Annotated in this window: 15 protein-coding genes; 8 read left to right on the forward strand and 7 right to left on the reverse strand. The window is 39.2% G+C overall.

The window, feature by feature from the left end; translation table 11 throughout:
• The first annotated feature begins 179 nt into the window (after positions 1-179).
• The gene (gene ftsH, locus IAR63_RS05930) at positions 180-2,087 is read left to right on the forward strand and encodes an ATP-dependent zinc metalloprotease FtsH (RefSeq protein ID WP_407927150.1); all 1,908 of its coding nucleotides are present in this window, start codon (positions 180-182) and stop codon (positions 2,085-2,087) included.
• A 366-nt stretch (positions 2,088-2,453) separates the two neighbouring features.
• On the opposite strand, the gene IAR63_RS05935 is transcribed toward ftsH, so the two are convergent.
• Genes IAR63_RS05935 through IAR63_RS05945 form a run of 3 tightly spaced genes read right to left on the reverse strand, consistent with a single transcriptional unit; the run spans position 2,454 to position 5,754 of the window.
• A complete protein-coding gene (locus IAR63_RS05935; RefSeq protein WP_187706931.1) occupies positions 2,454-3,443 on the reverse strand; it encodes an RsmB/NOP family class I SAM-dependent RNA methyltransferase in 990 nt (329 codons plus the stop codon).
• A gap of 3 nt (positions 3,444-3,446) precedes the next feature.
• Positions 3,447-4,556 carry a sensor protein KdpD gene (locus IAR63_RS05940; RefSeq protein WP_057178872.1) on the reverse strand — a complete coding sequence of 370 codons (1,110 nt, stop codon included), beginning with the start codon at positions 4,554-4,556 and terminating at the stop codon, positions 3,447-3,449.
• A 34-nt stretch (positions 4,557-4,590) separates the two neighbouring features.
• On the reverse strand, positions 4,591-5,754 hold the full coding sequence (locus tag IAR63_RS05945) for a baeRF7 domain-containing protein (RefSeq protein WP_187706932.1): 1,164 nt from the start codon (positions 5,752-5,754) through the stop codon (positions 4,591-4,593).
• Positions 5,755-5,969: 215 nt separating this feature from the next.
• Here IAR63_RS05945 and smc point away from each other — a divergent pair, with 215 nt between their 5' ends.
• A complete protein-coding gene (gene smc / locus IAR63_RS05950) occupies positions 5,970-9,548 on the forward strand; it encodes a chromosome segregation protein SMC (protein ID WP_187706933.1) in 3,579 nt (1,192 codons plus the stop codon).
• A 16-nt stretch (positions 9,549-9,564) separates the two neighbouring features.
• On the opposite strand, the gene IAR63_RS05955 is transcribed toward smc, so the two are convergent.
• Both IAR63_RS05955 and uvrB read right to left on the reverse strand, forming a co-directional pair.
• On the reverse strand, positions 9,565-10,449 hold the full coding sequence (locus IAR63_RS05955; RefSeq protein WP_096544429.1) for a ParA family protein: 885 nt from the start codon (positions 10,447-10,449) through the stop codon (positions 9,565-9,567).
• 94 nt (positions 10,450-10,543) lie between these two features.
• A complete protein-coding gene (uvrB, locus tag IAR63_RS05960; RefSeq protein ID WP_235678365.1) occupies positions 10,544-12,541 on the reverse strand; it encodes an excinuclease ABC subunit UvrB in 1,998 nt (665 codons plus the stop codon).
• A 170-nt stretch (positions 12,542-12,711) separates the two neighbouring features.
• On the opposite strand from uvrB, the gene IAR63_RS05965 reads away from it, so the two are divergent.
• From IAR63_RS05965 to IAR63_RS05980, 4 genes are all read left to right on the forward strand, one after another.
• Positions 12,712-13,065, forward strand: coding sequence for a hypothetical protein (locus IAR63_RS05965; protein WP_057178877.1), 354 nt, complete (start codon positions 12,712-12,714; stop codon positions 13,063-13,065).
• Between the two features lie 158 nt (positions 13,066-13,223).
• Complete coding sequence (gene psb34 / locus IAR63_RS05970) at positions 13,224-13,403, forward strand: photosystem II assembly protein Psb34 (protein ID WP_187706934.1); 180 nt, start codon at positions 13,224-13,226, stop codon at positions 13,401-13,403.
• 257 nt (positions 13,404-13,660) lie between these two features.
• The gene (locus IAR63_RS05975; protein ID WP_187706935.1) at positions 13,661-15,799 is read left to right on the forward strand and encodes a tetratricopeptide repeat protein; all 2,139 of its coding nucleotides are present in this window, start codon (positions 13,661-13,663) and stop codon (positions 15,797-15,799) included.
• Positions 15,800-15,948: 149 nt separating this feature from the next.
• Positions 15,949-17,835, forward strand: coding sequence for an ABC1 kinase family protein (locus IAR63_RS05980; RefSeq protein WP_057178880.1), 1,887 nt, complete (start codon positions 15,949-15,951; stop codon positions 17,833-17,835).
• Between the two features lie 38 nt (positions 17,836-17,873).
• Here the strand turns inward: IAR63_RS05980 and IAR63_RS05985 are convergent, their stop codons facing one another.
• Together IAR63_RS05985 and IAR63_RS05990 are read right to left on the reverse strand one after the other, a co-directional pair.
• A complete protein-coding gene (locus tag IAR63_RS05985) occupies positions 17,874-18,779 on the reverse strand; it encodes a polyphosphate kinase 2 family protein (RefSeq protein WP_187706936.1) in 906 nt (301 codons plus the stop codon).
• Positions 18,769-19,371, reverse strand: a complete 603-nt coding sequence (locus IAR63_RS05990) for a peroxiredoxin (RefSeq protein WP_407927151.1) — start codon at positions 19,369-19,371, stop codon at positions 18,769-18,771. The genes IAR63_RS05985 and IAR63_RS05990 overlap by 11 nt, the downstream gene beginning before the upstream one ends.
• Before the next feature lie 408 nt (positions 19,372-19,779).
• Here IAR63_RS05990 and gntT point away from each other — a divergent pair, with 408 nt between their 5' ends.
• Both gntT and ilvA read left to right on the forward strand, forming a co-directional pair.
• Entirely contained in the window at positions 19,780-21,126 is a 1,347-nt protein-coding gene (gntT, locus tag IAR63_RS05995; RefSeq protein ID WP_187706937.1) for a guanitoxin biosynthesis MATE family efflux transporter GntT, read from the forward strand.
• Between the two features lie 85 nt (positions 21,127-21,211).
• On the forward strand, positions 21,212-22,723 hold the full coding sequence (gene ilvA / locus IAR63_RS06000; RefSeq protein ID WP_187706938.1) for a threonine ammonia-lyase, biosynthetic: 1,512 nt from the start codon (positions 21,212-21,214) through the stop codon (positions 22,721-22,723).
• Positions 22,724-22,735 lie beyond the last annotated feature (12 nt).

Here is a 22,735-nt window from a genome sequence, read left to right on the forward strand (position 1 = left end):
AGATTTAATTCTCGATTCCCATAACCATAATCTGTATTGATAAAGGTGGTCATATGCGCATGTAAATGTTGACAAAATTCCCCGATTTGGCTCAGTTGTTTATGGTAGCTTTCACCATAAATAATGTCAAGTCCCCAGTTGTTAACAGGTCACCGAGAATGGATTGGAGTAGGTTTTAAATGGTAAATACTATGACGACAAATACTGGTAGAAAAACATTGGAAAAACCCTGGTTAAAAAAGGTTCCAGCCAAAAGATTTGCTTGGACTGGAGTATTAGTAGCCACGATGATTATGCTACCAGAAATTGTGGGTAGTCCAGTCTTGGCACAAAAAATTGGGCGTAGTAATTCTTTATCTTACGGACAGCTACTACAGAAAACTAAAGCAGGCCAGGTTAAAAGAGTAGAAATTGATGAAGGTGAACAAATAGCTAAGGTATATTTGGTCAGTCATAAACCTGGTACAGCGCCCATATCAGTGAGACTGTTAGATCAAAATAGTGAGTTAATCAGTAAACTCAAGGAGAAAAAAGTTGAGTTCGGTGAGATTTCCACAGCTAGTAGCAGAGCAACCATTGGTTTACTAATCAACTTGATGTGGATTTTGCCACTGTTAGCCTTGATTATGTTATTGCTGCGACGTTCTGCTAGTAGTTCCAACCAGGCATTGAATTTTGGCAGATCTCGGGCCCGGTTTCAAATGGAGGCTAAAACCGGGGTGAAATTTGATGATGTAGCTGGAATTACTGAGGCTAAGGAAGAACTACAGGAAGTAGTGACATTTTTACAACAACCGGAAAAATTTACTGCTGTGGGGGCAAAAATTCCCAAGGGTGTACTATTGGTTGGACCACCGGGAACTGGTAAGACCTTATTGGCAAAAGCCATTGCTGGGGAAGCATCTGTGCCATTTTTCAGCATTTCTGGCTCGGAATTTGTGGAAATGTTTGTGGGTGTGGGCGCTTCCCGGGTGCGAGACCTGTTTAAAAAGGCTAAGGAAAATGCTCCCTGTATTATCTTTATTGATGAGATTGATGCTGTGGGTAGACAGAGAGGAGCAGGTATTGGTGGTGGTAATGATGAAAGAGAGCAAACCCTAAATCAGTTGCTAACGGAAATGGATGGTTTTGAAGGCAATAATGGGATTATTATTATTGCTGCTACGAACCGTCCAGATGTGTTGGATTCTGCCTTGTTACGTCCCGGTCGTTTTGATAGACAGGTAATTGTAGATGCGCCAGATCTAAAGGGACGTTTAGATATATTGGCAGTCCACGCTCGAAATAAGAAATTAGACCCCACCATTTCCTTAGAGGAAATTGCCCAACGCACCCCTGGTTTTACCGGTGCAGACCTGGCTAATCTGCTCAATGAAGCAGCTATTTTGACAGCTAGACGGCGCAAGGAAGAAATTTCTATGCTGGAAATTAATGATGCGGTGGACCGGGTTGTAGCTGGTATGGAAGGTACGGCTTTAGTTGATGGCAAAAGTAAACGTTTAATTGCCTATCATGAGGTGGGTCATGCCTTGATTGGTACATTAGTTAAAGATCATGATCCTGTACAAAAAGTTACTTTGATACCAAGGGGACAAGCTTTGGGTCTAACTTGGTTTACACCTAATGAAGACCAGGGTTTAGTATCTCGCTCTCAAATGTTAGCTCGCATTATGGGAGCTTTAGGGGGGCGTGCTGCGGAAGAAATTGTCTTTGGCAAAGCGGAAGTAACTACTGGTGCAGGTAATGACTTACAACAGGTGACAACTATGGCTAGACAAATGGTGACCCGATTTGGCATGTCCGATCTGGGTTTGTTATCTCTCGAAAGTCCCAGTCAAGAAATATTTTTGGGGAGAGACTGGGGAATGAAATCGGATTATTCTGAGCAAATTGCTGCCAAAATTGATGTTCAGGTCAGAGATATTGTTAGTACCTGTTATGCCAAAGTAAAAGAACTGCTGCAGGAAAATCGCATGACTATGGACCGCTTAGTTGAAATGCTGATGGTGGAAGAAACCATTGATGGAGATTTATTCCGTAATATTGTTGAAGAAAATAAGTTTGATAAAATACCAGTAGCTCTATAATACAGGCGATCGCATGGACCACCAGGCGATCGCCGTATTTATTGTACAATTCTTAGGGAAAATAAACATTCAAACACAGAGACGTTAAGGTGAACGTCTCCGTGAGTGTGGCAGTATCGAGTACATTTAACCTAGGTTAATATCAGTGTTTGATCTGTTTGGCAGTAATTGTATCCTATCTTGGCCTCTCGGGATAATCCGCATCGACGAGATGTAAATCATTCGGCTGAACAAGGTCAAAGCGATACAAGGAATAGAGTTGCAGTTTTTGTTGAGTCATAGGTTTAGCACCAAAATGTTTCTTACATTAAGTTGTTATCTACCTTTTCTCATCTTTCCTCTCCCATCCGGAGTAATTACTAAAAATTATGAAAAATTATGCGATCCTGACATGAAAGAGTTTTTGTGCTGGTACCACACACCTGAGCATAGGATTTCATCTCTAATGAGTTGCGTTGGATTTCCCTCAGTCATGTTTTTAAATAGCACTGTAAATGCACCAGCACCCAAACCCTCCTGGGGAAACATTCGATAACAGGGAATAGTGGTTAAATTAGACCTGTAGGGAGAAAGAGGACTAACTTCTACAGGTTTAAATTGGGGAAATCGCTCTAGAAACCATGTACAAACTTGTTCATTTTCTTCTGGAGAGTAGGTGCAAGTCATATAAACTAAATAACCTTGGGGAGCAACAATCCCAGCGGAATTAGCAATAATTCGTTTCTGACGATTGGCATTTTTATTAATTACTGTCTGGTGAAAACATCCGGGAGCTTTCTCTCTCTTTGCTAGTAAGGACTGACCGCTACAAGGTGCATCAACTATAACTAAACTCATAGATTGTTTCAGCATTTGAGCTAAAACGCTAGTATCTCGATTAAGTACGCAACCAGGTTGAATTTGACAACGCTTTAAATTAGATATTAGCATTCCTAGTCGTTTACCAATTAATTCGTTACTAAAAATTAAATCCGGTTGTAATGCTTTCCACGCAAAGATACTTTTACCTCCAGGTGCGGCACATACATCTAATACTAAAGGAATAGGTTGCTTTATAGTTAATAATACAGATGCTGCAAATATAGAAGAAAAGTCTAAACAGTAAAAAGCTCCTGCTTGATGGAGAGCATGTTGACCAGGTCTTTCCCCCACTTGTAGACGATCTACAAATTTGGGTTGCCATGATGTTGGTGTCTCCGTGGTGAATGGCGGTGTTTCTGGAAGATTTTGACACCAAAGGATAGAAGGTGAAAAGGGTTGGGGATGAACTAAAGCTGCTATAAATTTTGCCTCTTCATCAGGGTTATCAAATAAACGATGGGCAAGTTTTAGTAATAAATTAGAAGGTTGTTCCATTCTCTATTCAGCAATAATATGTAAATCAATATTTTGATTGCGAATCAAGTCTACAAGTCGCTGGGTAAAAGAGCCTTTAAACCATCTTTGCCAGCGAGGTTGTTGGCTTTCACCAATGACAATTTGGGTAATGTGATACTTAGCCGCGATTCGAGCAATTTCTCGAGCAACATTTTGACTTTTGACATGCAAAAATTCACCCCCAAATTCCCTACATAATTTCTCACAAGTATCAATATGACCAGCTTCTTTCTTACTGAGGAATTGCTCCGGATCTGACACAAAAATCCCATATAGTTTTGCATTCATGTAATTAGCAATGCGGGCACCTCGACGGAGTAACTGTAGTGAATTAGAATAAGTAGAAACACAAACTAGGACCCGTTCATGAATATTACAACTAGATGGTTCCAGACTAGAAGTGTTTGCTTCTTCTTCAACCGTATCCGCTACTTCCCGCAAAGACAACTCTCGTAGAGCTATCAAATTGCGACGCTGGAAAAAATTTTTCAAAGACTGCTCAACTTGAGTCCGGGGGTAAATTTTCCCTTCACGCAATCGTTCCTCCAAAGTTTCTGGAGTAATATCAATCACCACAACCGCATCAGCTTCATCAAGCAGGCGATCTGGAATCCTTTCTCTGACCACAATACCAGTAATTCTCGCCACTATGTCATTTAAACTTTCTATGTGCTGAATATTAACCGTGGAGTAAACATCAATTCCACTCTCTAAAATTACCTCCACATCCTGATATCGTTTTTCCCGTGGAGATCCGGGGATGTTAGTATGGGCCAGTTCATCAATTAAAACTAACTGGGGAGAGCGATCCAATATGGCATCTGTATCCATTTCTGTAAGAGTTATGTTCTCCTTGACCATGACCTTTTTAGGAATCATTTCCAGTCCAGTGGCTTTTTGAGCAGTCTCTTTGCGTCCATGAGTTTCTAAAATGCCAATAATGACATCAATTCCCTCCTGTTTGAGTTGATGTGCTTCCTCCAGCATTTTATAAGTTTTACCCACACCGGGAGCCATACCAATAAAGATTTTATGTTTTCCTCGTCGGTGAGGGGTAGCATAATAACTATCAGGATCTTGTGTAGTTGGCATAATACACCTTGGATTCACCCGATCCTAATATACTCTAATATCTAAAGATTGCTGCTATTTTCGTTCCTCTAGGCATGTCTTTAGCCTTTAAGGTATAAACATTGCCACCGTTTAACATAGTATGTATAGCGGCAAAATCTAACATGTCCTGATCATATACCTCGCGTTTTGTGTGTAAATCTACACTCATATTTTCGGGATGGAATTTTCCCCACTTTTGATCATCTATAGAAACTAATAGGGAATCTACCCGGCGAAAATAAGCCGCACTGACAATTTCTTTCACATCACTGGTAGCCATATTACTACCTTCCCCCGCTAATTGCTCGTACAGTCCTAGGGTAGCTATTGTATCTTGTTGAAATAGGGGAGAAACTATTTGCCACCCTGCGTCATGTAATTTATTCAAGTTGATAATTTCCACATTACCACTAATGCTTTCTGTTAATAAGTAAGGATAACTATTTGCTGATTGATAAATAGGAAAAAGATACTCTACTCCTGCTAAAATTAAAGGTGCTTTTTCATCTCTTAGTCTATGGTGTAAAGCCTGATCTATGGCATAACAAAATTGTAAAATATCTCTTTCGTGTTTTTCTCGATCCGGACTACCTTGTCCATGAATGGATCCTGGATGTTCAGCTGCTGATGCTCCTCCTCTGGGTATACCCACTCTGTGTTGCACACCCTTTTGTAATTCGTCTTCCAGGAGAATTTCTTCTAAACAGTGGGGCATATTTTCTACTACTAACTCCTGTAAACTATGTCCCGTACCAACAAAGAATTTCACATCTTTTTGACTCAGGGCTAAAACATAGAATTTACCATCGTTATTAATAAAATGCAGCAGAGGTTTCAGATGTAATTCTCTATTGACAACAACTAATTCAGGAAATTCACTGGGTAAACAATAGTAGCGAAACAAGTTGGGACTAATAAAAATTACTAGTCCTTGATTTTGGTGTTCCCAAAAATCAATTGTATCTAATTCCAGAGCTGGTCTAAGCAAATCTAAAACTTCCGTGTGTCTGATACCTAACGCTTCCAAATCTTGTTGGGCTTGGCGAATTAAATTTTTGAAACGAATAGGGTTTTGACGAGTCTCTGCCCCAGCTTTTTGAGTTGGCATGTATAGGGATACGGATGGAGACTGGGAATTTTCCACTAAGTTTTTGAGTTCGTCTAGGGATAATATCATAGGTTGAAAGAAAACAGCGGAGAAGATACGTTCATTTCAACTGCTTCTATGATGGATTTGCATCTTTCTCCAGGGAGGTGGAGAAGGTTAAACTAAAAAACCCAGGAGACTTAACTTGGTCTTCTGTGACATCTCTTCCCAAATTTAGGCACGTCTGTTAAAATTGTGTGGTGGTCAAATACTCCTATTAAAACCAGTTGAGTTACACCTAAATAATGGTGCATATTAAGCGGGTTGAACTTACTAATTTTAAATCCTTCGGTGGTACAACTTCTGTCCCCTTGCTACCGGGATGTACTGTCATTTCTGGTCCTAACGGTTCAGGTAAATCCAATATTCTGGACGCTTTACTATTTTGCTTAGGACTATCCAGCTCTAAGGGAATGCGTGCTGATAAACTACCTGATCTAGTCAACAACAATCAAACTGCTAAAGGGCGAAATTCTATTGAAGCCATTGTAACCGTCACCTTTGACATCTCTGATATGGTGTCACCTCCAGAAGAAGAGGTTATACAGATAAATGGACAAGAAAATAAGTCTTCCAGATTAACAGAATGGAGTGTGACTCGACGTTTACGGGTTAATTCCCAGGGTAGTTACACTTCTAACTATTACATCAATGGCGGTTCTTGTACTCTCACAGAATTACATGAGGAGTTAGAAAGATTAAGAATTTACCCTGAGGGTTATAATGTGGTGTTACAGGGTGATGTCACCAGCATTATCTCCATGAACGGAAAAGAAAGAAGAGAAATTATTGATGAATTAGCTGGTGTTGCAGCCTATGACAGAAAAATTAACCAGGCAAAAGGGACTCTAGAAGAAGTTAAAGAAAAAGAAGACAGCTGTAGAATTATTGAAAGTGAGTTAATTGCACAGCGAGATCGTCTATACCAAGATAAGCTAAAAGCAGAGAAATACCAGCAAATTAAAAAAGAGTTGCAAGAGAAACAGTCATGGGAATTGGTTTTGACTTGGCGCTCTCTCCAGTGCAAACAGGAACAATTGGCTAGGGATATTCAAGCTGGAGATGCAACATCTAATCAACTGACTGGGAGTTTAACTCAAACTAATCAAAACATCCAAGACCAAAATAGCCAATTGGACCAACTGAATATCCTTGTTAAATCTCTAGGGGAAGATCAGCTTTTAGCAGTTCAATCTACCCTTGCTAATCAAGAAGCTGAACGTAAACAACTATATAGACGACAAAATGAAATAGCATCTCATTTACAAGAGACAATCAAAAAACTCCATCAGACCCAAGGGGAAATAGAAGAATACCAGGCTGTTTTGCAACAAAATCAACAAGAATACTCTTTGGAGAGTTCAACTTTAAGCCAGCAGCAACAGGAACGGGAACAAACAAGATCCCAGTTGGAATCCCACCGTCAAGTTGCAGCGGAAATTGCTGCTGCTTCCGATTATTGGGTGCAACAACAATCATCTCTCAACCGTCAAATTGAGACTTTGCTACAAACCGTAGAACCTCAAAGAACAGAACAAGCCCAATTAAGAGAGAGAAATTTTCAGTTACGGGAACTCATTCAGGAACAATCGGAGCTTTTGAGTATTTTAGAACCACAATTAGCTGAAAAACAAGCGGAATACCAAGAATTAACCCTTGAGTTCTATAGTTCTACCACACCGATTGAGAACCTGGCAACTAACCTAGCAGCTGCAGAGCAAGAATTACAAGTCCAACAGGATACTCAAAAGCGACTGTTACAAGAACAGCGGGAAAAACAAAGACTTTTGGATAAACTGGAGGCCCAAACTCAAGCACAACAAGAAGTACAAGGAACTCAAGCCAGTAAGGTCATTATTCAGTCCGGTTTGCCAGGATTATGTGGGCTAGTAGTGGAATTGGGTAAGGTTGATTCCCGCTATCATTTAGCTCTAGAAACTGCTGCAGGTGCAAGACTAGGTCATATTGTGGTGGAAGATGAACGTGTGGCTTCAGCAGGAATTGAATTGTTAAAACAAAAACGTGCCGGTAGGGCTACATTTTTACCTTTAAATAAAATAAAAGCTTCTAAATTTACTCCTGACTTAACTCTTCGTTATGTTGATGGTTTTGTCGAATATGCCATGAACCTGGTAGAATGTGACGACTGCTATCAGGAGGTATTTAAATATGTTTTTGGTAATACGGTGGTTTTCAAAACTTTGGAACAGGCCAGAAACCAATTAGGACTATATCGAATCGTCACCCTGGGAGGGGAATTACTAGAAACTAGCGGTGCGATGACAGGTGGTAGTCACACTCAACGCTCTGGTTTAAAGTTCGATACTGGACAGGGTAAGGAATCGGAGGAACTCATTAATTTAAGAACAAGATTGGCAGATATTGATAGGGTTTTAGAACGTTGTGCGGAAGCTATATTCACTTTAAGCTCTCGCAGCAAACAACTGGGATTAGAATTAACAGAAGCTAGACAAGGACGTAGAGAGCAACATTTGTATTTAGAGCAGCTCAAAAAAGAAGTCCATAACTTACATGGACAAGTGGAAACTACCCGGTTACAATTCCATCAAAATATGGAGAAAGTCAATTATGCTCAAACCCGGTTAGAGATTTTAGATCGGGAACTGCCAACTCAAGAAGAACAATTGCAACAATTACGACATAATCTGGCGGAATTGGAAGCTTCCCAAACCCCTAGGGAATGGCAAGAAATCCAAACTACCATTAGAAGTTGGGAGCAACAATTACAACAAAAAGACAACACTGTCAGGGAGGTGGAGCAGACACTGCAAAACTTGGGGAATCAACAACAGCGGTTAGAAGAGAAAATTAGAGACGCCCAAATGCGAGTTGGGGAATATGAGGGTGACCAGATCACACTAACTAATCAACAGTCCGCAGTTAACCATCAAGTTGAGGAACTAACTCAAGAAATTATCCATATCCAATCCAGATTAACGGAAATTGACGAGAATCTAGGTGAGGAGAAAAGGAAAAGAGATAGGACAGAGCAAGAATTAAGGAATATGATCCTATCTCAGCAAAAATTACAATGGGAAATTGAAAAACTGCAACAGACTCAAGAAAAACGACGCGAACAGTTAACCGAATTACACGGTCAACTGCAAACCCTGGGAACAGAATTGCCCAATCCTGTACCAGAAGTACCTGATAAGGTGGACTTGGAAGATTTACAAAAGGAGCTGCGCAGTTTGGGTAGAAGATTACAGTTAATGGAACCGGTTAATATGTTGGCATTAACTGACTATGAAGTAGTTGAGGGAAGAGTAAAAGAGCTAACAGAGAAGCTAAATACTCTACAAGCAGAGAGAACAGAACTGTTATTAAGGATTGAGAACTTTACTACACTACGTCAAATTGCATTTAAAGAAGCTTTTGATGCAGTCAACGAGAATTTTCAATCAATTTTTGCCACCCTATCAGATGGGGATGGATACTTACAACTTGATAATCCGGAGGATCCTTCTAATAGCAGTTTAAACCTGATTGCCCATCCCAAGGGTAAACCTGTGCAGCGTTTAGCCTCTATGTCCGGAGGAGAGAAGTCATTGACAGCGCTCAGTTTTATTTTTTCCCTCCAACGTTATCGCCCATCGCCATTTTATGCCTTTGACGAAGTGGATATGTTCTTAGATGGAGCTAATGTTGAAAGATTGGCAAAAATGATTAAACAACAAGCAGAACAAGCACAGTTTATTGTGGTCAGCTTGCGTCGTCCTATGATAGAGTCTGCCCAAAGAACAATAGGTGTAACCCAAGCTAGAGGTGCTTATACTCAGGTTTTAGGCATTAAACTACAATAGCCCATAACCTGTGTAGTTACAGACGGCGTAACAGCTCTTCAGTTAAGTGAATAAAAGCCTTAGATCCAGATGAACCAGGATTCAACAAGGTTACAGGCATAAAGCTATCAACTGCCTTAGCCACATTCACATCAACAGGTATTTGTGCTTGACAAATAGTTTCTACACCAAAATCTTCCACAATTCGGTGCATGACTTGTTTATAATATCTACCAGTTAACATATTGGTATTACACATGCTAAAGACAATACCCAGCATTTGGATATTGATTTTGGCCTCATGTTCATGACTATCCTTCAACTTAGCAATACGTCTTTCCAACAATTGAATACCGACCACAGAAAGAGGTTCAGGTTTAGCGGGGAGCAAATAAAAATCGCTAGTGGCCAAAGCACTACGAGTCATGAGGTTATAACCAGGAGCACAATCTAAAAGAATAAAATCATATTGGTCACGAACAGGTTTTAAAATATCCCTAACTAAGACCCTTTCAAAACGATTCCAAATAGTTTCAAAATCTCGTTCTTCCAGAGCTACAGCTTGATTGTGTAACATTTCAGAAACTACAAATTCATCATATAAGTCAATGTCTCCTGGTAAGAGACTCAAACTTGGTAGCTTGCACAATTCGGGCTCAATGACATCATGAATTTTGTATTCAGGTTGAGGGTCGGGATTAATTACCTCATCTAATAAATATCTCAGGGTTTTTCTTTGTTTACGACGTTTGGCAAAATCTCCCGGTGACATTAGACTCAAGGTCGCACTGATTTGACTATCTAAATCAAGAACCAGCACCTTTTTACCATGATGTTTAGCCAAGCAAGTTGCCAAATTAACAGTCACCGTAGTTTTACCTACTCCTCCCTTCATATTTGCAGTTGCAATGACATATCCCATTGTTTGGTTCCTCAGCAGTTTAGATTGATTTAGATTGATTATTTTCCCATAGCTTGAGCAATTATCTCATATCAGGTGCAAATCGGGTAACCGTTCACCTACCCAGTATTTGATCTCTCAAGGACTTAATGCGATCGCGCAGTTTGGCAGCGTGTTCAAACTCCATCTTTTTAGCAGCATCGTGCATTTGTTTTTCCAGGGTAGTAATCAGTTGTGGAATCTCCTCCAAATTCAAATTATGCCATTGTTCATCCACCAGGTTTAAATCATTGGCATTTAACCGCCGCGAAACATCTAAAAAGGAGAGAATAGAGTTACCAGATTTTTTAAAAACTGGTTGGGGGGTAATTTTATGTATTTGATTATAGGCCATTTGAATTCCCCTTCTTCTATCAGTTTCTTCAATGGCTTTGATCATACTACCAGTCAAATTATCAGCATACATAATTACCTTACCGCGCAGATGACGTGCTGCACGACCAATGGTTTGAATTAAGGAGCGTTCTGCACGTAAGAAACCCTCTTTATCTGCATCCATAATTACCACAAGAGAAACCTCTGGCAAATCTAAACCTTCTCTTAATAAGTTGACACCTACTAAAACATCAAAACTGCCATTTCTCAAATCTTGTAAAATTTCAATCCTCTGAATGGAATTAATTTCTGAATGTAAGTATCTCACCCGAACGGATCTATTTTCTAAATATTCAGTTAAATCTTCTGCCATTCTCTTAGTCAAGGTAGTAATTAACACCCGTTCATTATTATCCACTCTCTCGTGAATTTCTCCCAACAAATTATCCACCTGTCCAGCTGTGGGACGAACGTAAATTTGTGGATCTAACACTCCTGTAGGTCGGATAATCTGCTCTACTATATTCTTCCCCGAAACTTCTATTTCCCAATCGCCTGGAGTGGCTGAAACAAAAATACACTGAGACACTTTTTGCCAAAATTCCTCAGCTTTTAAAGGACGATTATCCCCCGCACTAGGCAACCGAAAACCATGGTCAATTAAAACTTTTTTCCTGGCTTGATCACCATTATACATCCCCCGAATCTGGGGAACGGTAACATGAGACTCGTCAATTACTAATAACCAATCCTGGGGAAAATAATCAATTAAACATTCTGGAGGTTCTCCTGCTTGTCTCCCCGCTAAATAACGGGAGTAATTTTCTACGCCGTTACAATATCCTACTTCTCTTAACAGTTCTATATCATAACGAGTCCGTTGATCTATTCTTTGTGCCTCAACTAATTTTCCTAATTCTTCCAATTTTAATTTATATGCTTTTAACTCATCAGCAATCTCTACACAGGCAATTTCTAATCTCTCTTTTGGGGTGACAAAGTGACGTGCAGGATAAATACTTATCCTTTCTAAACTACTCATAATTTCTCCATTCACCGGATCCACATAACGTATGGCATCTATGTCATCACCAAAAAATTCCACTCTCACAATTCTATCTTCGTACGCAGGCCCAATTTCTATCACATCCCCACGAACTCGGAATTTACCTCGTCCAATTTCTATGTCGTTACGACTATACTGCACGGAGATTAATTTCCTTATTACCTCTCTGGGATCTATCTCCATTCCTATTTCTAAAGTTATTGCTGCTTTTAAATATTCAGCAGGCATACCTAAACCATATATGCAACTAATAGATGCCACAACTATCACGTCTTCCCTCTCAAACAAAGATCGGGTCGCAGAATGTCTCAGCATATCTATTTCACTATTAATGGCTGATGTTTTCTCTATATATGTATCGGTAACAGGAATATAGGCTTCCGGTTGATAATAGTCGTAATAACTGACAAAATACTCCACCGCGTTATGGGGAAAAAACTCCCTCAGCTCATTACACAACTGGGCCGCCAGGGTCTTATTATGGGCCAGCACTAGGGTAGGTTTGCCCACCTTTTCTATCACTGCTGCAATAGAAAACGTCTTTCCCGTTCCCGTCGCACCCAGTAAAGTTTGATACCGCTGTTTCCCTTCAATGTTCTTAATCATTTGAGCGATCGCCTGGGGTTGATCTCCGGTGGGGGAAAAAGGAGCTTGGAGAGTAAATTGGGCCATAATCTGAGCGGAACAAGATAATTATATTGTAGCTGTTTCGGGGTAAACTTTAGTATATGAGGAAAAAAATACTTTTCCTTAACTATTGTAAAATTCACTTAACACAGTGGATGAATTTAGTTTATAAGCGCCTACTTGGATTCTGTTAATATCCTAAGGGAGATAAAAAAGTGGAAGAAAATCAACAAAGTAATACAGAGCAGACTGGTCAAGGAACAATTGTCATAGCTGGGGAACGTCCCATTGGTAGCAGTGGATTGCAGATAGCTGGAACAGTCTCCATTGCTGGTTTGCGTCCTATTAGCACCAGCACCTTACAAGTAGTGGAAACTTACAATGCACTAGGTATCCGCCCTATTGGTGCCAATACGTTTACTGTTGTCAATAGTATTAACCTATCCGGAATTCGTCCTGTTGGCTCCAGCTCCTTAGTAATTTCAGAGAACTACTCGGTTTTTGGCAATCGTCCCATAGCGTCAAATGAAATTGATGATTCTGGACTATTAATGGGTTTTCTCGACTAACCTAGCGGTGTAAATAGCTCAGTAAGACTTATAAGCTGAGCTATTACTCCCAACAACATAATACAAGGTAACCTCATGTAAAGTTTTATGGAAAAATGTCAATTGAAATTATAATATTATGTAATCCCAAATAAAGAACTGTAACAAGGAATCATTTCATGCCATACACAACAGAAGAGGGCGGTCGACTCAACAATTTTGCCCAGGAACCCAAGGTTTATGAAGCTGAACCTCCAACGGGTAAACAAAAACTGAATTATGTAATTTTAGGCGGACTCGGAGCACTTTTAATAGTTGGCGTAGTTTTTATTGCCTTCGCAGTGTCAAATGCCAGTTAGAAAACCATCTTTCTAAAACCTAAGCAGCTGATAAAATTCATAAAACTTAATATCCCTGACCATCAGGTTCTCATCTTAGGGGGAACCTGATTTTTTTATTCTTTGATAGAATTAAAGAGACTTTAAATATAAATAAGTACGCTTACTATGCTAAATTATCAAAAAACAGGTTAATGGTAGGGAAAGACCAATGAATCATTCCCTCTCTTGGGCGAAATACCTTTTCAAGCACCCCTATTTAGGCTGTTATAGCCAGTATGAATGTGAATGAAAATCCCACTACGGATATTTTTACTTTAAATCGGCAAGTATATAGACGTTTAAGATTAGCATTAAGCGTATCCCTACGACGTCAAATATTTTTTGCAGTATGTGATAATATAAATATTAGGAATCAGGTAGCCAGCAAACTACATTCTAATTTGGCTTATCCAGTAGAACAGGTGCTGTACCCTGTTGGAGAAAAACAAGGAATTAGCACTCCAGCTTATCCTCGATTAGTAACCGTGAGATTAAACCTAAATGATCCCAATCCCATAGCTCAAATTAACCAGTGGTTAGGGAATTACCCACCACCAAGAGTTGGGAAATCACAAGACTCACCGGGTAAGGTTTTACCAATCCCAGCATTTCAAATTGTGGGGGTAGAGCAGTTGACCAAACAGTCAATAGCAGTACAGAGGTTATTCTTACATAATTTAAAACTGAGCGAAGAATACTTTAGCAAGAAGCAAAGCACTTCAATTGTAGATTCCAACTTATTATTTTGGGTTACCCGTCCTTGGTTGTATGCGATTCAACAATCAGCTCCGCAATTTTGGCAATATAGAACAGGCGTATTTATTTTTGAGGGAGAGCCAACAGGAGGTATAGAAAATCCTAATTATCCACAGAATTCTTCTGAATTGAGAAGTGTCAGATTAGAAAAATTAGACTCATCTGTAGTTGAGGAATCAACCGTATTCAACTATCAACCTGGTAAAGATAATGGAAAATCTTTGGACAATGAAACTAAGGAAACTACAGAGAGGGAGAATCAAATAGTTCCGTTTGTTCTTAATATTCCTAAACTTTCATCTTTTTCACATATTAATCAGGAGTTAATTTCCCTAATTCCTAAAACATTCAACCCAAATATTGATGAGGATAGAGATACTAATTGGCAAATTAAACAACTACTATGGGAAATTGAGAAATTAACAATTAACCTCACCCAAGACTCCCAAGAAGAAATTGCTCAGGCCTACCACAACCTAGGAACTTTATATCGCCTGCGCATTGAACAGGGAGATGCAAATCTAGACAATTTAATGGTAGCAATTATCGCCTACCAGGAATCTCTCAGTTATGATGAAACTTCACCTTTAGTGCCAGATACTTTAAATGATTTAGGTACTCTATATTGGATGCTACATCGTACATCCGTAAGCAGCCAGGAGGCACAAACATATATAGAACAGTCCTTAGAGTTTTACCAATTAGTTTTAAAGATGATTGAATGTGATAGTCAGCCAGAGATCTATGCTCGAGTGCAAAATAACTTAGCCACAGCTTATGGTGACCTGGCAAAATTTTATCAGCCCTTAGAAAACTGGCAAGCAGCAATAAAAGCATATAAGGAAACATTGAATTATCGCAAGGAAGAAATGGATTCTCATAAATATGCTTCCTGTCAAAATAATTTAGGTACTGCTTATTGGCATCTAGCGCAACATAGTGAACCAGAAAAAAATCTTAAACAAGCGATTTCCGCTTATAGTTCAGCCCTAAGTCATTATCAAGCGGAAAAGGATCCTATTAAGTATGGAATGATTCAAAATAATATTGGCACTGCTTATTGGAACTTATCCCACTATGAAACACCAGAAAAGAATTTACAATTAGCAATAGATTTTTACCAAGAAGCCTTAAAATATAGGACTCCAGAGAATATTCCCATTGGTTGTGCAGTCACCCGTAACAATTTAGGAACTGCCTATTGGCAATTGAGCAATCTACCACATATGAAAGGAGAAAATCGCCAAAATTTACTAAAATTATCTATTGAGACCTACGAAAATACCTTGACTATAGCCAACTCTTTCGAGCAAAAAGATTTGAGTTTTGATGTCTTGGGGACACAAAATAACCTAGCACTAGCTCACTATCAACTCATAACCGATTCACATTTTAAAGGTGATAAAGAAATTGTTTCCTATCATTTACAAACATCCCTAGATTATTTTTTAAAAACTCTCAATGGTTTAGAAGAAAATACACAACCTTATCAGGAAACATTTAACCAAATTGTGAAAATAATTCGCACTTTCCATCATGAGCTAGGTATTCAGGGGCAAAATCTAGCCCTCTCTAAAATTCCCGGCAATCTGATTCCCAAACTTTTACCTCGGTTATAAACTCTCCTCACCAATTATGTGACAAAAGAGCAACATATCGTTACAATAGTTAACAAACCCTATTTTATAGCTTGTTGACATGGTACCAAGGACAGTTCTGAAAGGGAATTGTCCACAATTAAACACCCAAGAACACTAATAAAAGCTTAATGATTAGTACAACCAGATCAAGAACACACCATCAACCAAAAGTCCTGGCTGAAGCCGAGCCAGAACAATTATACTATGATCCTCAACAGATTGCAGCACATTACCAAGATAAACTAGGACAAGTTTTACAGCGAATATTAGCAGTAATGGTACCTGTATTATCCTTAATTTTTGCCTTATGGTGGGATAAAAGGCGAGGGATAGTTGTGGAAAACCACCGCCCCATAGCGATTCAACTGCGAGAATTGCTAACAAAACTTGGGCCTGCGTATATTAAAATAGGACAAGCTCTATCCACTAGACCAGATTTAGTTCCTCCCATATATTTAGAAGAGCTAACTAAATTACAAGATCAACTACCAGCATTTCCCAATGAGATAGCATACCAATTTATCAAAGAAGAGTTAGGTGGTTTACCGGAAGATATATACAGTGAAATATCACCCCAACCGATTGCAGCAGCTTCCCTAGGACAGGTTTATAAAGGTAGACTGAAAACTGGGGAAGAAGTAGCAATCAAAGTTCAGCGTCCAGATTTGCGAGAAAGAATCACCATTGATCTATATATTCTAAGAATTTTAGCTGGTTGGGTGCAAAAAAATGTGAAACGGGTCAGAAGTGACCTAGTGGGAATTTTGGACGAATTAGGTAGTCGCATTTTTGAGGAAATGGACTATATCCGGGAAGGGGAAAATGCTGAACGCTTTTTTGAATTGTATGGACACCTCCCAGATATTTACGTACCTAAAATCTACTGGGAATATACCAACCGGCGTGTATTAACAATGGAGTGGATTAATGGGATTAAACTGACCCAACCACAAGAAATTGAGACCCTAGGCATCAATGCGCGTTATCTAATAGAAATAGGAGTACAGTGTTCCCTCAGACAATTACTAGAACATGGATTTTTTCATGCAGATCCTCACCCTGGTAACTTATTAGCCACCTTTGATGGTAAGCTAGCCTATTTAGACTTTGGGATGATGAGTGAGGTTAAACCACCCCAGCGTTATGGTTTAATTGAGGCCATCGTTCATGTTGTTAATCGGGACTTTGACTCTTTAGCAAAAGACTATGTTAAACTGGAGTTTCTCACTCCGGATACGGATTTAACACCAATAGTTCCTGCATTTGCCAGAGTTTTTGCTAATGCTCAGGGTGCAAGCGTAGCTGAACTAAATATTAAAAGTATCACGGATGATTTATCGCAGTTAATGTATGAGTATCCTTTTAGAGTACCTCCTTATTATGCTTTGATTATTCGTTCCTTAGTTACTTTAGAAGGGATTGCCATTTATATTGATCCAAACTTCAAAGTTCTGAGTGAAGCTTATCCCTATGTTTCCAAAAGACTATTAACTGACCCATCGGAAGAATTGCGAGCATCCCTACAAGATCTACTATTTAAAGATGGCAAATTTCGCTGGAATCGTTTAGAGAACTTGTTAAAAAATGCCCGTAATAATCAGGACTATGACTTGAATTTAGTCATGAATCAAACTGTGGAATTTTTATCTTCCCAGCGTGGTGGATTTATTCGCGATAAATTGGTGGATGAGGTTGTCAATGGACTAGATGCAGTGGGTAAAAATGTTCTCCATAACTTCACCTCTTTACTTAGACAAAAATTCGGTTTGACAGCAGTTAATGAAGTAGCTGGTGCAACAGTTGAACAACAACAGACACTAGAACATATTCAGCGAATTGTAGGCATTTTACAACAAACCAGAGGTTTTGATCCTAGCAAACTTGCTCCCCAATTAATGGAGATTTTGGTGAATCCCAAAGTCCATCATTTAGGTCAGCAAATTGCTGGTCGCTTTACCCAAAAAGCTATGGCCAGATTAATTCGTCAGTTATTAATGGCGGAAAAAACACCTTAAAACTGACTTGGTTAGTTTTCTATTCCTGGCGATCGCTCTTAGGAAATGCGATCGCTCGTTCTAGGGTGGAAGTTAGTGATGTCTTCACTTTCAAGAAGCTTTTTAGCTTGTAGAAGTTGTTGCTGATGTTCTTCACTAACAATTGGATATTGCAAGTCTAGTTCTTTTAGTTTATCACAGATAATCTCCGACACCACTAGCCTTGTAAACCATTTTCTATCTGCGGGGATGATATACCAAGGGGCGTATTTAGTACTAGTGTGGTTAAATACATCCTCATAGGCAATCATATAATCATGCCAAAAAGCGCGTTCTCGAACATCACTTGCAGAAAACTTCCAATGTTTAGCTGGGGATTCAATTCTTTGGAGAAAGCGTTTTTTCTGTTCCTGTGGTGAGATATGGAGAAAGAACTTGAGAATAACAATACCATTATTAACCAGGTACTTTTCAAAATTGTTGATTTCCTCAAACCGCTGTTTCCAGAGTTGATTACCCTGGGGAAAATGATGAAGTTGTTGTCTAGCGAGGATTTCTGGATGTACTCTTACTACCAATAATTCCTCATAATAAGAACGGTTAAATATACCAATCCTACCTCGTTCTGGCAAACACCTAGTAGATCGCCATAGGTAATCATGATCCAACTCTTCATCACTAGGTGCTTTAAAACTAAACACCTGACACCCTTGGGGATTTACACCAGACATAACGTGTTTAATGGTGCTATCCTTTCCAGCAGCATCCATAGCTTGAAAGATAATGAGGAGAGCATAAGTATTTTGGGCATAGAGAACATCTTGATATCTAGCCAGTTCTTTGATACCCGCTCTTAATTTTTTAACAGCATCAACTTTTTGATGAAATTCAGCCTTGTAGCTGGGGTCATAGTCCCCCAAGGAGATTTTCTTTCCTGGAGGGACAAGAAAGACATCATGATTCATTTAAAGACAGTTCTAGAGATGTTTTCTGTAATTCTACCAAACGTGCCAAAACTTCTTGACTGTGAACATTAGGATTAACTCCCAGAAAAATTTCTCTGAGAGTACCCTGTGGGTCAATAATAAAAGTATGACGCATGGAGAAAAAACCAATCCAGGATCCGTATGCTTTACTAACTGCACCATCAGTATCAGCTAACAGAGGGAATTTTAATCCCTGGGAGTCACAAAATTTAGCATGGGAGTCCACACTGTCCGCACTCACACCAACAATCCTAGTATTTTTTTCCAGATACTTGGGCAAATCCTGTTGAAAGCGTCGTGCTTCAATAGTACAACCAGAGGTAAAATCCTTAGGGTAGAAGTATAAAACCACCCAGTGACCTCTAAAATCAGCCAAAGAAATCTTCCCATCCCCCGTATTTGTGGGTAGAGTAAAAGTAGGTGCGAGCTGATTAACAGGGGGTAATTTACCACCCAGAGCTATAGCTGTAGGAGTAATATCTGGGGGAGTGAAATTCAACCAGGTCATGAGCGAGAAAAAAGCCAGAATTAAAATTCTCGTCCAATTCTGTCGGTAAATCAATGTAATCATTTCTATCTTCCTTTTTATCTTAGTTATCTGCATCTTCCGTGTTCTTCTCTATTGAATCACAACTTGCCGTTTTAATATAATCATTATCTCATTAAAGGTTTAGTCCTAAAACCCTATTCTTCTAATACAGATCTTTTTAACTCTCAATGTATTGATACAGCACTTTCCACTGTCATGAGGTACAATAACCGCACCCCGCGCCCCATCCCGCAAGCGATGAGGGGCTATGATGTACTTCATAACGAAAGAATCTGCTGTAAATTACTAGGCTTTTAAACATCTAGTCTAAGTTAATATTCTTGAGACTTATTACTATACTAATTGTAAATTCTTTCTTTAAATTCAGCCAATCTTACAAACTTGTGCTATTTTTTATATGGATAATGGTCCCATGTAGTAAAAAAAATCATGACATTTACAGTTCCAACTCAGTACGACTTCTTGGTCAGATTTTACCGATTAAGCAGTGTCAGCATTCTTAGCAATATGATGGTTCCCTTAGCTGGTTTGGTAGATATTGCTTTTTTAGGACACCTAACAGATATTCGACATTTAGCAGGGGTAATTTTAGCAACTATTTTGTTCGATTATCTTTATCGAATATTAAAGTTTATGCGTTCTAGCGCCAATGCTATTACTGCGCAAGCTGTAGGTAAAGATGACAACAAAGAGGTAATTTTAGCCGGTTTGCGTAGTGGTTTAATAGCTTTATTATTGGGTTTAGTTATTATTTTGTTACAATATCCTTTACAAAAAATTGGCTTTTTTATTTTAAGTGGTTCTTCAGATATCGAAGCTGCTGGAGCCGATTATTTTTCTGCGCGAATTTGGGCTGCACCTGCGGTATTACTCAATTTTGTTTTATTCGGTTGGTTTTTGGGCAGAGAAATGAATTGGGTAGTCTTATTAATGTCAATTGTGGGTAATTGTTCCAATGTATTGTTAGATTATTTAATGATTTCTCGATGGGGTTGGGCAAGTATGGGAGCGGGTCTAGCAACGGCTCTAAGCCAGTATTTAGCTCTAATCGTGGGTTTAATATGGATGGTTTGCACTATCCCTTGGAAAATTGTGCCAGTAGCCATTAAAGAAGTATTTGATTGGTTAGCATTGAAAGGAGTTGTGGGTTTAAAGGGTAATATTTTGGTTCGCTATATATTATTGATTTCCGCGTATTCTGTATTTACTAATTTAAGTGCGATCATGGGAACAAATGTCTTAGCACAAAACGGTTTATTGTTACAAATTGCTTTTTTAAGTCAATTCACAATTAACGGTGTGGGACTAACAGTACAAACTATGACAGCTAATTTTAAAGCTAAAGGTAACACTCAACAAATAATACCTTTATTGATAGTTGCTGGACTAACTAGTTTGGTCATAGCATTAAGCTTTGCGGGAACATCTATTTTATTTCCCAATCAGATATTTGGACTATTAACTAATCATACAGAAGTCAATCAAGATATTAACCAATATACTATTTGGTTACTTCCCATTTGCATAGTTACAGGTATGACTTTTGTTTTAGAAGGTTATTTTATTGGTTTAAGAGAAGGTGGTACTTTGCGTAATGTGGTATTATTGTCCTTCATAGTCAGTTTCATACCACTAGTAATTGCTGCTTGGTATTTTCATAGTAATCATTTATTATGGTCTAGCTTGTTAGCTTATATGACTAGTAATATGCTTTTATTATCTGCATCCATACCCCAAACATTGAAAGATGAAAGTTCACAAAATGTCCTAGCTTGACGCTCCCCCGATAAATCCGGGGTCGCGGTTTAAGATAAAATTGAGGATCTAACTCCAAAAAACTCTCTATCTTGCATCTATCAACATGTATTGTGACTACTTAGTACAAATTCTCACAGCCAAAGTCTACGACGTAGCCCAGGAAACACCCCTAGAATATGCTCCCAACCTATCAAACCGCATTCGCAATAAACTGCTGCTCAAGCGAGAGGACATGCAGTCAGTCTTTTCCTTTAAACTGCGGGGTGCTTATAATAAAATGGCCAACTTACCCCAAGACCTACTTAAACAGGGTGTTATTGCTGCTTCCGCTGGTAATCATGCTCAAGGCGTAGCTCTATCTGCTAATCGCTTAGGAGCAAGAGCAATGATTGTTATGCCAATTACAACTCCCTTAGTTAAAGTAAATGCTGTTAAATCCCGTGGGGGAGAAGTAATTTTATATGGAAATACCTATGATGATGCTTATGCTTATGCTCGTAAATTAGAAGCGGAAAAGGGACTAACTTTTATCCATCCTTTTGACGATCCTCATGTCATAGCTGGTCAGGGAACTATTGGTATGGAAATACTACGTCAATACCAACAACCAATAGATGCAATTTTCGTAGCTATTGGTGGGGGTGGGTTAATTTCCGGGATAGGAGCTTATGTGAAACGTCTACGTCCCGAAATCAAAATTATCGGTGTGGAACCCGTAGATGCTGATGCTATGTATCAATCCTTAAAGGCTGGACATAGGGTGCGCTTATCCCAAGTGGGTTTATTTGCTGATGGGGTAGCAGTAAAAGAAGTGGGAGAAGAAACTTTTCGTCTGTGTCAGGAATATGTGGATGAAATTATGCTAGTAGATACGGATGCCACCTGTGCAGCCATTAAAGATGTTTTTGAAGATACTCGTTCAATTTTGGAACCTGCAGGTGCATTAGCTATTGCAGCAGCTAAGTGCTATGCAGAAAGGGAACAGCTTCAAGGAAAAACCTTAGTGGCGGTAGCTTGTGGTGCGAACATGAATTTTGACCGTTTACGGTTCGTTGCAGAGAGAGCTGAATTTGGAGAGCGTCGGGAAGCAATTTTCGCAGTGAATATTCCTGAAAAACCAGGGAGTCTTAAACAATTTTGTGAATGTTTAGGTGATAGAAACCTAACAGAATTTAATTATCGCATTGCAGATGATCGAGAAGCTCATATTTTTGTGGGTGTGCAGATTGAAAATCGAGCTGATGCTGCTAAAATAGTAGAGAAATTTCAACTGCATGGTTTAAAAACCATAGATTTGACCGATGATGAACTGACCAAACTACATCTACGTCACATGGTGGGGGGACACTCTTCCCTAGCTCACCACGAACTATTGTATCGGTTTGAATTTCCTGAACGTCCAGGAGCGCTGATGAAATTTGTCGGTTCCATGTCCCCCGACTGGAATATCAGTTTGTTTCATTACCGCAATAATGGAGCAGATTATGGGCGCATTCTGGTGGGAATGCAAGTACCACCAGGTGAAATGCAAGAATGGCGGGATTTTCTGGATTCCTTAGGTTACCGCTATTGGGAGGAAACTCAAAACCCCGCCTATAAGTTGTTTTTGGGATGAGCAAGCACAATA

The organism is Cylindrospermopsis curvispora GIHE-G1, assembly GCF_014489415.1.
GTDB lineage: Bacteria > Cyanobacteriota > Cyanobacteriia > Cyanobacteriales > Nostocaceae > Raphidiopsis > Raphidiopsis curvispora_A.